The sequence below is a fragment of the Paenibacillus sp. LX16 genome (assembly GCF_036252815.1).
Lineage (GTDB): Bacteria > Bacillota > Bacilli > Paenibacillales > Paenibacillaceae > Paenibacillus > Paenibacillus polymyxa_B.
Genome location: NZ_CP141152.1, coordinates 690,785 through 704,672, shown reverse-complemented (window position 1 = coordinate 704,672; position 13,888 = coordinate 690,785). Strand labels below are relative to the sequence as shown.

General features: G+C 46.5%; 9 protein-coding genes. 4 read left to right on the top strand and 5 right to left on the bottom strand.

All coding sequences use genetic code 11. From position 1 onward, the window contains the following. The first annotated feature begins 56 nt into the window (after positions 1 to 56). Positions 57 to 605 carry a PadR family transcriptional regulator gene (locus T3H97_RS03140; RefSeq protein WP_328801664.1) on the top strand — a complete coding sequence of 183 codons (549 nt, stop codon included), beginning with the start codon at positions 57 to 59 and terminating at the stop codon, positions 603 to 605. Positions 606 to 668: 63 nt separating this feature from the next. Here T3H97_RS03140 and T3H97_RS03135 read toward each other — a convergent pair whose 3' ends face one another. The 3 genes from T3H97_RS03135 to T3H97_RS03125 are packed head-to-tail and all read right to left on the bottom strand — an operon-like array spanning position 669 to position 4,682. Then, positions 669 to 1,868 (bottom strand): Ger(x)C family spore germination protein, encoded by a 1,200-nt coding sequence (locus tag T3H97_RS03135; protein ID WP_328801663.1) that lies wholly within the window; start codon positions 1,866 to 1,868, stop codon positions 669 to 671. Next, the gene (locus tag T3H97_RS03130) at positions 1,865 to 2,959 is read right to left on the bottom strand and encodes a GerAB/ArcD/ProY family transporter (protein WP_328801662.1); all 1,095 of its coding nucleotides are present in this window, start codon (positions 2,957 to 2,959) and stop codon (positions 1,865 to 1,867) included. The genes T3H97_RS03135 and T3H97_RS03130 overlap by 4 nt, the downstream gene beginning before the upstream one ends. A 22-nt stretch (positions 2,960 to 2,981) precedes the next feature. Further along, the gene (locus T3H97_RS03125; protein WP_328801661.1) at positions 2,982 to 4,682 is read right to left on the bottom strand and encodes a spore germination protein; all 1,701 of its coding nucleotides are present in this window, start codon (positions 4,680 to 4,682) and stop codon (positions 2,982 to 2,984) included. 246 nt (positions 4,683 to 4,928) lie between these two features. On the opposite strand from T3H97_RS03125, the gene T3H97_RS03120 reads away from it, so the two are divergent. The 3 genes from T3H97_RS03120 (at position 4,929) to T3H97_RS03110 (ending at position 10,735) form a co-directional block, all read left to right on the top strand. Beyond that, the gene (locus T3H97_RS03120; protein WP_328801660.1) at positions 4,929 to 5,270 is read left to right on the top strand and encodes a phage tail protein; all 342 of its coding nucleotides are present in this window, start codon (positions 4,929 to 4,931) and stop codon (positions 5,268 to 5,270) included. A 48-nt stretch (positions 5,271 to 5,318) separates the two neighbouring features. Then, positions 5,319 to 9,209, top strand: a complete 3,891-nt coding sequence (locus T3H97_RS03115; RefSeq protein ID WP_328801659.1) for an immunoglobulin-like domain-containing protein — start codon at positions 5,319 to 5,321, stop codon at positions 9,207 to 9,209. Between the two features lie 233 nt (positions 9,210 to 9,442). Continuing rightward, positions 9,443 to 10,735, top strand: coding sequence for an exosporium glycoprotein BclB-related protein (locus T3H97_RS03110; protein WP_328801658.1), 1,293 nt, complete (start codon positions 9,443 to 9,445; stop codon positions 10,733 to 10,735). Positions 10,736 to 10,807: 72 nt separating this feature from the next. Here the strand turns inward: T3H97_RS03110 and nirD are convergent, their stop codons facing one another. Beyond that, positions 10,808 to 11,137, bottom strand: a complete 330-nt coding sequence (gene nirD / locus T3H97_RS03105; RefSeq protein WP_328801657.1) for a nitrite reductase small subunit NirD — start codon at positions 11,135 to 11,137, stop codon at positions 10,808 to 10,810. 39 nt (positions 11,138 to 11,176) lie between these two features. Beyond that, entirely contained in the window at positions 11,177 to 13,606 is a 2,430-nt protein-coding gene (gene nirB, locus T3H97_RS03100) for a nitrite reductase large subunit NirB (RefSeq protein ID WP_328801656.1), read from the bottom strand. Between the last annotated feature and the right edge of the window lie 282 nt (positions 13,607 to 13,888).

The following is a 13,888-nucleotide window of genomic DNA, read 5'->3' as shown; positions in this document are numbered from 1 at the left end:
AAATTGTAGCACTGTGGTATACTAGTGTCAAATACCGTTTTACGAGGAGAGCTACGTTGAAACGCACATTAAAATATGCTATTTTAGGCCTGGTTCATAAAGAGGAAATGAGCGGCTACGATATTACGAGTCAATTCAAGCAGGAAATTGGACAATTTTGGAGCGCCAAACACAGTCAGATTTATCCCGAGTTAAAAAGGCTGACCGAAGAGGAGCTTATTGAATATCGCACCTCCATTACAGGAGCCAAGCTGGAAAAAAAGCTGTACTGCATTACCCCCAAAGGAACCCAAGAACTGACCGAATGGCTTCTGAGTCCCAAAGAGTTACCAGAAACGGAAAAGGATGAGTTTATGCTCATGCTGTATTTTTCAGCGGCTATCCCCAAAGAAGAGAACAAGCGATTGTTCGAGGACCAGATAACCAAACGTAAAGAGAAGCTGGAGTATCTGTACGAAAGTAAGAAATCCCTCCAACGGCTGGACGAGAACCTTCAAGCCCCCGGTTCTAATCAATTCGGGCATTATCTGGTGCTGAGCCGTGCCATTAATCGGGAAGAAAGTTATATTACATGGCTGGAAGAAACACTGTCCCTGTTTGAATAGCCTAAAAAACCTTCAACGCCACGTAGATTCGTGGTATTGAAGGTTTTTCTAAATAGGTGCAAACTAGTCTGCCGTCGTAATCGAAGAGCCATAATCTTCAATATGGATATCTGTGCTAAAACGTACAGGAATGGTGCTAAAAGTGGTATCCCAATCCTCTTTAACCTTACGCCAAACTTTAGGATGTTGAATCCTCAACGCTTCTCCGAAACCTCCAACATCAGCCTGCAGCTTTTGCATTTTGGCTACAGTTTGTTCAGCTAATGAATTCACTCTCTCCTGAAAGATACTCTCTTCTTGTCCGAGCACATCATTGCTACGCAAATTTTCTTTCTTGTTAAAAACCTCGGAAACACGTCCCTCTGAGGTCATTTTTACTTGGAAGGAAATGTCGTCCCCCTGAACGTTGGCCTTGATCCTGCTTTTCACCGCTTTGATCTCATAAGCTATATTTTTACCGGTTTGGGGATCACTACTTTTCAGCACGCCTCCAGCCAGTTGGCCTTTGATCCACATGAGACCCTCAACCTCTGACTCCTTCAGATAACCACCGTAGGTTTGTGTCTTTCCCTTGATGATTCCCGCACCTGCGAGCTTGATTTCATTCTCCGCCGTAATGACATTAGGTAATATAAAGCTTCTTTCACCCTTCATGGGTCCGATCACTTTAGCCAAAGCCACGGGCTTTATCAACCGTGCGTTCCGTTTACGGTTTTGGAATATATCCTTTAAAATATAAGCAGGAATCTGACCAGGAATTTTCTCCTGAAGCGTATTCCCCGCCTTGTCTGTACTAATCAGCAACTGTACGCTGAGCCGAATATCATTATCCCCCAAGGAAAAGTCCAGCAACTCATACAAAGGAATCTTTTGAAGCAGACTGGAGCTGATAATAATGGTTTTCAAATGTTGCCCGATGGGAGGACGATTGGTCCGTAATGAAATTTCTCTGATCATTTCAAAAATGGAATCTCCCGTTTCCGTAATATTAAAAAATTTTTTAGCTTGTGGAGAAGAAGTGTTGGAGCCACCGCTTTCTTCTGGAATGATAAATTGAAAGGTTCCTGTAATTAACTCCTTCTTTGGATAATCTCCTCCTTTTCGATTAATTTGTTCTTCTTGCAAAGATTCTTCCGCTATATCCATAGCAATGCCTGTCTCCAGATTCAGATCCTCCACCGGTGAACTGCTCCAGCAGCCTGAAAGTGTACAGCATAATAGGAGTGCCGTCATTCCGAGTAACCCTGACCGAGCCTTTATCATGACCGCACCTTCCTCCAGCGAGAAATAAGCAGCAGTGGCAGTGGAAGCAGAGCGAACAAAACAAAAGCTGCATTCCCGATGACCGATCCAAAAGAAAATAGCTCATTCAGGTTTTTCGGAATTTGGGACAGGAAGTAGATGATCGGAAGCAAAATGAACAGCGTCTTGGAATAAGAGCTATTCAAAATTTGAGAAACTCCGAGCGAAGCGCAATAAAAAGCAATACTAAATGTGGAAAAAATTTGCATGATCCAAATGGTCAACAATAAGGATTCGAACCGTTCCAATAACAGGTACTCCACTTCAAAACTGCGAGCCAAATCTAAAAATGGCCAGGTTCTGCTCAATACTCCTTCGAACGAAAAAGCGCCAATGCACAGGATCAGCGTAGCTGTATAAAAACAGACCGCGATCCCGATCGCCAGTCCGATTGCCTTGGTTGCTTTCTCGGGTTTTTCCATCCGACAAAGAATAATCAGCAAGGACTCTGTCCCCGTTAATGTCAGGATTGTAGTCTTGAGCGTTCTAACCACGGGCATCATCCCCTCCGACAAGACAGGACGCAAATTATTCAATTCGAAAATATTTAAACTCAGCAAGCATATCAACAAAAAGATAGCTGCCGTAATGGGGAATATTAATTGGCATATTTTCCCCAATGAGCCCACCCCTCCCATGCATAGGTACAGAGAGAGCCACATAAAAGGTGCTGAAATCGCCCACGCCGGAGTGCCTTCAAGCAGAAAGAACGACGTTACTTCCTCCACAGATCGGATTTCAAATGCGGCTATACAAACAAAATAAATAACAATCAGCATACCAATCCCTTTGCCAATGACTTTGCCTGTTATCCGCTGAACATACTGATAAAAGGTACTTTCTGGAAACCTTGAACTTAGTTTGATCATAATCCATCCGAACAGGAAAGTGCCCGCCCCTGCTAAAATGACAGATATCCACGCATCCGGTGTTTTTGCAACTTCAGTTGCTACTCTGGGAAGGGTAAGCAACCCGGCAGCCAGCATAAAGGAAACCACAATTGCCGTTGTCTGCAACGTTGTAATTTTATCCGCTTTTTTCCCACGGGCCATCTTGCTCCCTCCTGTGTCGAGCTCATCCTTGTCGCTTAGGATCTTTATGCTTCAATAGAATGGGTCTGTTTTTCATAAATTGTATCGGTGCTCGTATGAAGTAATCTTTCCAGTCTTTCAACGAACGGGGGGTCGTCAGACTCAGGAACGGCACACCGAAGCTGTGTAATTTAACCATATGAATGCTCAACATCAGGAAAAACATGATCACGCCATACAACCCGAAGGTGGCCGCCGTGAACATGGCCCCAAAGCGCATGACACGCATGGAAATCCCAGCGCTGTATACAGGGGCTGAAAAGGAAGAAATCGCCGTAACAGCCACCACAATAACGAGAATCGGGCTTACAATCCCAGCGTCAACAGCGGCCTGTCCGATAATCAAACCGCCGACGATGCCCATCGCTGGACCGATGGGTTTGGGGAGCCGAAGTCCCGCCTCACGTAAAATTTCGATAGAAATCTCCATAATCAGGGCCTCAACCAGCGTCGAAAACGGAACCCCCTGTCTTGCACTGATAATGGAAATGACCAGCTTGGTTGGAATCAATCCGGGATGAAAAGAGATAAAGGAGATATAGAGCGCCGGGGCGAACAGCGATATGAAAGTTGCCATAAAACGAAGGAATCGAATAAGCGAACCCGGTATCCATCGTTCATAATAATCTTCGGGGGACTGGAGCATCATCCCGTACGTTACAGGCATAAGAAGCGCAAAAGGTGTACCGTCCAGCAGAATCGCCACACGTCCCTCCAGCAATGCAGCCATGACCCGATCCGGTCTCTCCGTATTTTGAATTTGCAGAAAGGGGCTAAGAAAATTATCCTCAATAAGCTGCTCCACATAGCCCGACTCTAATACCTCATCCATATCGATGGTTTTGACCCGCCGCTTCACCTCATCCACAAGCTCCGGGTCGGCAATGTCTCTGAAATACACCACCATTAGCTGTTTTTCCACTCTTTTTCCAACTTTGAAGGACGACATGGCCAGTTCTGTACTTTCTCCATGTCTGCGCAGCATTGCCGTATTATCGCTGAGGGTCTCGGTAAAACCCACTCGCGGTCCTCGCAGCACCGATTCCGATATAGGATCTTCCACCCCTCGTGTATTCCCTCTGGGTGTACCCAGCACAAAAGCGCCGGGTATACCCTGAATTATGAGTATGACAGAACCGAACAGCACCTTTTGCAAGGAGAACTGCACCTCTAACGTATACTCTGTCTCCGATACCAGCATGACCTGACGAAAAAACATATCCCGAAGCTCTTTTCCTCTCGGAAGATCCTCCCCGCCTTGTCCTGAGTTACCCCAATCCATCAGTGGCTTTAAAATGTTCTGATCCATGCCAACCTTGTCCGTTAATCCATCCACAAAAAAAAGTGTACCTACAGCGTTCAGTTTTCCCAGAAAAATAGATCGTTCGTTCACATCCGACATATCCGCGACGGCTTGTCTGATTTTCGCTACATTGGCTTCATAATCTTCAGTAAAGGTCCCCTTTGCCTTCTCTGCCTCACTTACAGACGGATTACGATCTGCCTGCTCCGAACGATCTTCTTCTTCTAAAAGCTTTAATCGTTCCATACGTCTGCTCTCTCGACCATCCAGCGCTTTAAGTTGTCGTACTGTCAGGAAAATAATCAAAGGGATGATGAACAAAGAGAAGGCTTCTATCCACACGGTCCATTTGGGCACATGAGTTCCGATGACCTGCCACACATTCTTTCCTCCCTCACTTCAATAGGATTTGTATATAGATTTACCTGGATTAGAAAAAAGATGCATGAAAGATGGACCAGATGGAATAAATTTCTTTACTCACAAAAGGAATAAAAAGGTGAATTTGATAGATGAACTGTATTGCAAAAGTGGAAATCCATGATAATATCTATTCATTCTATGACTAATGTCACAAATTTGTTGAATTCGTGGGCCATTATTCGAATCTAAAAAGGAGTTGTAGGTATGAAGAATCATTTTTGGAAGAAAGCCGCCGTATTGAGTCTGCTGGCGGTCATTTTGTTAGGAGGAACGGCAATCAGCCCTAAACAGGCTCAAGCATCGCCCGAGCCTTATATAGGGGAAATTACGATGTATCCTTACATGTTCGCTCCTAAGGGATGGCTAAAATGCGAGGGCCAGATTTTGAGCATTTCTCAGAATACTACATTATTCAGTCTGCTGGGCGCTAATTTTGGCGGCGATGGAATGAACACATTTGCATTGCCTGACTTGCGTGGGGCTTCCCCGTTGCCAAATGTAAACTACTACATCGCAACCGAAGGGGCATACCCGTCCCGCCCATAATATGAATACGCTCAATAGTGTGCTATTTAATAAAGAAGAGGTGATAGCGTGCTCGAAGGAAATAACTTCACACGCAACAAATTAAAACCCTACCGTGTGCTGATTCCACTGCTGCCATTCATCGGCGGTGCGTTCCTGCTCATAGGGACGAATGAGGCCCATGCTGCCGGTTGGGAAAATGTGGTACTTAATAAACCAACCACATCCAGTGGCTATAGCCAGCCCTATGATCCCTCCAGAGCTGTGGATGGGTCAATCGGGCCGACAAGCCGCTGGTATCAAGCCAGCGACGGTGAGAAATGGATTCAGGTAGACTTGAGAGATTGGTATATCGTAGATCGATACGTTGTTACAGGTATGGGTGTCCATTATGGATGGAACGATCAACGTGATCCATACAGTTTCCGATTGCAAACAAGCAGCAACGGAAGTAATTGGGTGACTGTTGATACCGTCCAGAATAATGAGAGCTCTAATGTTGAAAAGAGCATTACTCCTGTAACTACACGATACTTGAGATTAACTATTGATCAAGGAAATGCGAGAAACAATCAATGGGCTTCCATCATGGAATTCGCAGCTTATGGCGAGCGATTGCCCGTTCCACAGGCTCCGGGTCATTTTACAGGAACCAAAAATGGAAACACAGTGGAATTAAGCTGGGATGCTGTTCCTTATGCAACTTCATACAAAGTCATACGAGATGGTATAACGCTCTACACAGGCAGCTTAACTCAATTCATAGACACTTCAGCATTGCCACCAGGTGAAGCCCTTTACACGGTTCAGGCCGTAAATGCTAAGGGGGAGAGCACTCCCTCAGAGGTTAAAGTGAACATACTTACCGATGCCGAGAGAGTTGCACAGGCAAAAGCTGCTCTTGCATTAGGCTTCGCACCTGGAGATACAGCTGATTCGGTATCCCAAAAGCTGACGCTGCCACTCGCTGGGTTGAATGATACGACGGTGAGCTGGAGTTCGGATACTCCTAACATCATTACGAACGAGGGGGCTGTCACACGCCCGCAGTATGATCTGGGTGACCGAAAAGTAAAACTGACTGCAACGATTGCGAAGGGAAGCGCCTCAGATACCCAAACTTTTGAGGTTACCGTATCGAAGATCACTGCTCAAGATACATTGAATCAAGCAGCAGACACCCTCTCGCTTGGCGATTTGTCTGCGCTAACAGAAAATATTTCTCTCCCTTTATCCGGTAATGGTGGAGCGCAGATCGAATGGTCCTCGTCCAAACCTCTTGTCATTGCAGCAGATGGAACACTCACCAGACCCTCCTATAACAGTGGAGATACGGATGTTACCCTAACGGCTACCCTGCAACTTGCAGGATTAACGAAAACAAAGGATTTTACTGCACACGTACTCCGTCTGCCGATGAGCGACACTGAAGCCGTAGACGCAGCATACAAAGCACTTGAACTGCCGATGACGACAGTAACGGGAGACGTATATTTGCCAAAAGATGCTCTGAATGGTGTTCAGGTGTCATGGTCATCGAATCAACCCCAGTTCTTGGATCATACTGGGCATGTAACATTCCCAAGCTATGTACAGGGCGATCAGACCATCACGCTGGAAGCAGTTGTATCACGAGGCGCGATTGAGCTACGAAAAACATTCAGCCTGCTCGTGCCCGCACTGCCTGTAAGCGCTGATGAAGCCGTAAATTTGGCAGCAAATACACTGAATCTGGATTATCCGCAAGGGATTAAGGATTCCATCGCTCTGCCTCTTACAGGAGCATTTGACACCCAGATCGACTGGTCTTCGGATCAACCAGATATCCTCAGCAACAGTGGTCAGGTAAATCGGCCTAAATATACAGACGGTGATGTGAATGTACAATTAATTGCCATTATTTCTAAAGGTGCAGCTTCTGTACAAAGAACATTCACGATCACAGTGCTGAAGGCATTACCGAATACACCTTACGTACGATTGAACGGCAGTAATCCAATTGTTCTGGAAACCGGCGATAGCTTCACTGATCCAGGAGCCAGCGTACTGGACAGCGTATACGGCAATATCCTGATCCCTGAGCTTTCAGGTAGTGGGAATGTTGATACAAATGTACCTGGCGTATACGTATTGAACTATGCTTATAGCGACAATGGGGGCTGGACGGCAGAACCGGCAGAACGCCGTATAAACGTGCTGCCTCGTGCTGTTACAGCTGCAGCAGGCAATGAGGATATAGCCTCATTGATCGTTACAGGCGCGTTGCCGAGCGCAAGGCTTGAGCTGTACAATGCCCAGCAGGAGCTTATAGCGGAAGGAATTGCTTCGGGAGAGGGAAGATATACATTTACACCTGTTCCTGAAGGAGCCAGCTACTATGTGCTGCAGAACGTAAATGGTATGAAAAGCGCTCCGTCAGGGCTAGTGTATCCGCAAGGGTTAACCGCGCAGCGTGTTGCGGATTCCATCACAAGCATAGCAACTCCTACAACAAGTGATACACTGCTCAGGTTGCCTATCGTACCTGATGGTTTCCGTGTGACCATCAGCAGCAGTAGCCAGCCAGACATCGTGCGTACAGACGGAACTATTGTTCAAGCAGATACTCCTTCCGTTGTAACTATCATGCTGGATGTTATGAGGGTAAGCGATGGTTCTCATGCTTTGACGCAAGCCATAGAAGTCACCGTCCCTGCCAAAGTAATTGCGAACACAGGCAAATCTAACAAAGATAAGAATGAGGAGCTATCTGCTTTCGTACCACAGATCGGATTTTCCGAACAAGGGAAAGAGTTCTCCCTCTTTGTTCCTTCGCCGGCATTCCTGGATGAGCAGATCCAACAAGCACTTCGCGAAGGCAAAGCATACGCAGACATTCGTTTGGAGCAGGAGAAGCAACTGAGTCGTGTTATCCTTTCTCATTCTTTACTGAATAAATGGGATAAGATTGGTGCATCGGTAATATCCCGATATGGAACACTGTTGATATCCAGTGACACCTTAACCAGCATGGCCTCAGGCCAGCAGGACGTTACATTGTCATTCCAGCAGGTAGATGTACAACGTGCACAGCAGATCCGCGATTGGGCCGAGCAACAATCCAGCCTGACGCTGATGGGTCCGGTTACAGACATCAAAGCCAATGTGACAGGGACCTCGTCGATCATTCTACCGCTGGATAACGAATCCCTAGGTGATTTACACAATGCAGAGCCCCAGTTCTCCATTCTTGTTATTCATGAGAATGGCGAGCGTGAGATTCTAAAAGGTAATGCTGTAATGGATTCAAAAGGGATTTTGTCGGGTGTGAGTCTGAATACGACCGAGCTAGGTACCTTTGCCGTCGCCACAGACGCAAAGTCTCAAACCGATCATACCAGTGTGCAAAATGACCAAATCAATTCGTCAGATTCGCAAGAGCTAGCTCAGGTATGGCCGGATGTACAAGGCCATTGGGCAGCGAAGTCCCTGCAATCTCTTGCAGACAAAGGCTGGATACAAGGCTATAAAGACGGCAACATACGCCCTGAGCGCGCTGTAAGCCGTGCAGAATTTGTAGCCATACTGACCAGAGCATTGGGAACTGCTGGAGATGAGAGCCGTTCTGCCTCATTTACAGATATGAAGGGACACTGGGCTGGATCAGCTGTGGATTCTGCTCACCGTCAGGGATGGATTCAAGGGCTAACCGCTCAAACTTTCGGACCTGATGAGAGCCTTACCCGTGAACAGGCGATGGAGATCCTGTCACACGCGATGCAGAATCAGACATCCATTTCCAGCACTACTGCACTGCAATCCTACAAGGATGAGCAGCAGATTTCAGCATGGGCCTCCGCAGCATTCCAAAATGCGGTATCCTCCGGCTGGATCAGCGGTTATCCAGATGGAACACTCAAGCCAAAAGCGGCCATCAGCAGAGGTGAGATGGCTGAACTGCTGGTACGTATGCTTAAATAAGACTTTTCAAGCTTCATAGATCAGATGAGTATAGCCAATACAACACGGCCTCCAAGCTTTTCGGGGGCCGTATTTTTTTATGTATATTTTATGTACAAGCCTTCAACAATCATTTTTGCTTGTTTATTCACCCTTTTCGCTTCAGTAAATATATTATGAATATCTGCGAAGCGGGGCGATGAACCACTGTCACCTCTACAGTAGGAAGATTGATGAGGAGGAGATATTTGAGCATGAAACATAAAAAACCGTTCAGGTTCAGTGGTGCTTCAAAAAAAGACGAAGATTGTAAACCAACAAGAACAAATAGAAGTATAGAAGATCTTCTCAGACAGATTAATGAATTGACTGCAATCATCCCCATCGTGTTCGCAAACCCCTCTGCGGCTAATGTATCTTCCTTGCAACAGGTTTTAAGACGTTTGTTGTCTCTGGCGAAAAGCTTAAGACTTAGAGGTGGGGTTAAGGCAGACTTACTGGCAGCGCTGGAGCTTGCTATTGTTGCGTTAGAAGCTACACCCTTCTCTCCGATCGGCGTAGGTACTACACTGCAACAATTGCTGGATGCCCTATTGTCCATCGTTTTACAAGAATCCCTCGATCCTGCTCTTAAAGACAGCTTAATCAGCGCGATCAGAATCGCTGGAACGACGGTTAGCAACGTATTAGGTGAAACATACTTGTCAGGGGAGCCCGGTGCACAAGGACCCCCAGGGCATCCAGGGCTTCCAGGACCTGTGGGACCCGGTGGTGCGCCTGGGCCAGCAGGTGGACCAGGGCCACAAGGGCCTCCCGGACCTATCGGGGCGGCTGGACCTGTTGGCCCTGCCGGTCCTGCGGGGCCAGTTGGGGCGGCTGGACCTGTCGGCGCCGCTGGGCCTATCGGGGCCGCCGGACCGGAAGGCCCTGCCGGACCTGTCGGCGCTACAGGTGCTGTCGGACCTGCCGGGGCCACGGGTGTTACGGGCGTTACGGGCGTTACAGGAGTTACGGGAGCCACCGGCTCGGGGGCAATCATCCCGTTTGCTTCGGGCGGACCTGCTATACTGACAACCGTTCTTGGCGGATTGGTAGGGACTACAAGTTTAATCGGCTTTGGAAGCTCAGCAACAGGTATTAGCCTCGTAGGCGATACCATTGACCTCACAGGCACACTTGTAGGACCTCTGATTAACTTTGCTTTTTCCATACCACGGGATGGCGTAATTACATCTATTTCTGGTTACTTCAGTACAACGGCTGCACTGACCCTTTTAGCATCATCCGTTAGCATTACTGCCCAGTTGTTTAGTTCCCCCACACCTAATAACATCTTTACAGCGGTTCCCGGAGCTACCGTTACATTGGCTCCCCCGCTGGCTGGCATCATTGCTCTAGGAACGATCTCTAGTGGTATTACTACCGGGTTGGCTATACCGGTAACCGCACAGACTCGTCTGCTCCTTGTCTTCTCTGCAACTGCTACGGGACTTTCCCTCGTAAACACTATCGTAGGTTATGCAAGTGCAGGCGTTACCATTACCTGATCCAAGACGAAAAAAGGGCCCCACAGGATTGTTCCTGTCGAGCCCTTTTTTATTTGTATTCCATCAGACGAACTAAACCGTTTCGAGCGAAATTTTCACTTTTTCTCCCTCTTCACAAACGGCGAACGTTTTAATTTGTCCGTGATCAGGCTCTTGAACGATGCCCGTCTGCAGATCAATTTTCCAGTCATATAAAGGATCATAGATATAATGACCAGATACTATCGCCTCTGTAAGAGGACCTCTTTTGGGATGAGGACTGACATTTTCAACGGCATAAAGCTCATTCTCCGAAGTGCGGAAAACAGCAATTTCGGCACCTTTGATATGGATGGTACGTCCTATTCTGATCGGAAAATCCTTACTGTGACCGACGACAAGCCATTCGGCATTTTTGATCATTTGCTTGATCGCTCCCTTCCTCAGGCATTTTAGATACAATTACACAATAGACGGAGTGACAACCTCAAATAGATTTTTGCGTGTATCCTCATCATTGATAATCTTTTTCCACGGGTCTTCGACCTGTTGTAGTGCAAATTCGATTCGTTCTACTAAAGCTTGTCGATTATCTGTATCCTGAACGACAGCCTTCTGAATCTCTTCCAGACCGATCCGTTCCACCCACTCCGACGTACGCTCCAGGTATTGTCCTGTTTCCCGGTAAAGTTGCATTACGCTGCCTACAATATCAATCAACTCGGCGTCGGTTTTCACTTTACAGAGTGAATCAGCCAACCGTGCTTTAATACCGCCATTACCACCGATAAAGATCTCCCAGCCCCCATCATTACCTACGATTCCGATATCTTTGGTACATGATTCCGCACAGTTGCGTGGACATCCATTAACCGCTAATTTGAATTTTGCTGGGAAATCCAGTCGTTCGAATTTTCGTTCCAACACTTCTCCCATTCCCATCGAGTCTTGTGTGCCAAACCGGCAGAATTGCGATCCAACACAGGTTTTAACCGTACGAAGTGACTTCGCGTAGGCATACCCCGACGGCATATCGAGTTCTTCCCATACTTTAGGCAGATCCTCTTTACGGACACCGATCAAATCAAGCCGCTGTCCTCCTGTTACTTTAACGACCTTAACGTTGTATTTAAGAGAAACATCTGCTATCTTCTTCAAATCTTCTGGGGTCGTTACACCGCCGTACATTCTAGGAACAACTGTAAACGTTCCATCCTTTTGAATGTTTGCGTGCAATCGCTCATTTACAAAACGGGAATCCCCCTCATTTTCATAGGTATCCGGGTTAATCATTCCCAGATAGTAATTCAGCGCCGGCCGGCATTTGGAGCAACCTTCATCATTATGCCAACCCAGTACATTCATAACTTCACGTGTTGTTGTCAGCCCTTTGGTTTTGATCGCTTCCACAATCTCGTCCCGGCTCAATGTTGTGCAGCCACATATTCCTTGTTTGGCTGACGTCTTGAAGCTGTCTCCAAGAACATATTGTAGAATCTGCTCCACGACCGGCTTACATCCTCCACAGGAGCGCGTTGCTCCGGTACATGCTTTAATTTCATCGACTGTAGTCAGTCCATTTTCATTAATTGCATCAACAATGGCCTTTTTAGTTACACCGTTACAGCCACACACAATTTCATCATCGGCCATCGTTTCAGCGGATGATGTTTTCGACCCGTGATTGCTGCATCCAGTACCCATGAGCTGTCCATATATTTCATCTGTCATCAATGTTTGCTGACGCACATATTTTTGAAGACTAGCAGATTCGCTCACATCGCCAAACAGTACAGTTCCAACAATCTTATTTTCACGAAGCAGCACTTTTTTGTAGGTGCGCTTCCACTCATCCTTTGCAACAATCACCGTATGTTCAGGCTGGGTTATGAATTCGCCAGCTGAGAAAACATCCACCCCTGAAATTTTGAGCTTGGTGGAAACCACCGATCCCATATAACCTTCAGTTTCCGCGCCTGCCAAATGTTTGGCAATGACACTTCCCTGCTCAAACAGCGGAGCTACCAGACCATAACAGATTCCGCGGTGTTCAACACATTCCCCTACAGCATATACATCCGGCACAGAGGTTCTCATCAAATCATCGACTACAATACCACGGTTCGTTTCCATACCACTTTGCACAGCTACCTGAATATTAGGCTTGATCCCAACTGCCATAACGACCAAATCCGCTTCCAGCTCGCTTCCGTTTGAAAACCGCAATCCTTGTACCCGATCTTGACCGTACACCTCCAAAGTTTGCATTTGCATAGCAAACTTGATTCCCTGGCGTTCTAGTTCTGCTTTTAGCATCGCAGAGGCTTCCCGGTCCAGCTGACGTTCCATCAAATCCTCCATTAAATGAACGACCGTAACATCCATACCCAGGTTGACCAAGCCTTTAGCTGCTTCCAGCCCTAACAGACCTCCACCAATTACAGCTGCCTTTTTAAAGGTCTTCGCCGCCTCAAGCATTGTCGAGCAATCGGCGATATCTCGGAAACCAATGACACCCGGTAATTCTTTACCCGGAATAGGCAGAATAAACGATTGTGAGCCAGTAGCCACCAAAGCCACATCATAATCAATTTCCAGTCCGTCTTCGGTGTGAATCTTCTTGTTCTCACCGTCGATGCTTTTCACCATTTTTCCTGTATATAAAGTAATCCCTTGATCCGCGTACCATTGCAAATCGTTCAGTATGATATCATCAATCGTTTTACTACCTTCCAATACATAAGAGAGCATGATCCTGTTATAGTTCGGATGCGGCTCATTTCCCAAGACTGTAATTTCATACTTATCCGTTAATTTTAAAATTTGTTCGACCGTATTGATACCAGCCATCCCGTTCCCTATAACCACAAGTTTCTGTTTACTGTTTATCATATACCGGTTCCTCCATTCATTCGACGATACTTCCTATCCGACGACATCTCCTACGTTCCTATGAATACTGCTTATGCTTCTATTCTAATACAGCAGATAGAGCTATATGTGACTAGAATCACAATGTAGTTAAAATTAAGAATGTTTAGGGATTTCCCTATTCCGTTTCAAGGGATAACGGTATGAGCAAGAAATCAAATTTCATAATATTAAATACATCACTTGCCCTATTCATCGAACGAATCTTTCCAATTCATGTGTAAATACAGCCTTTATAAGGAA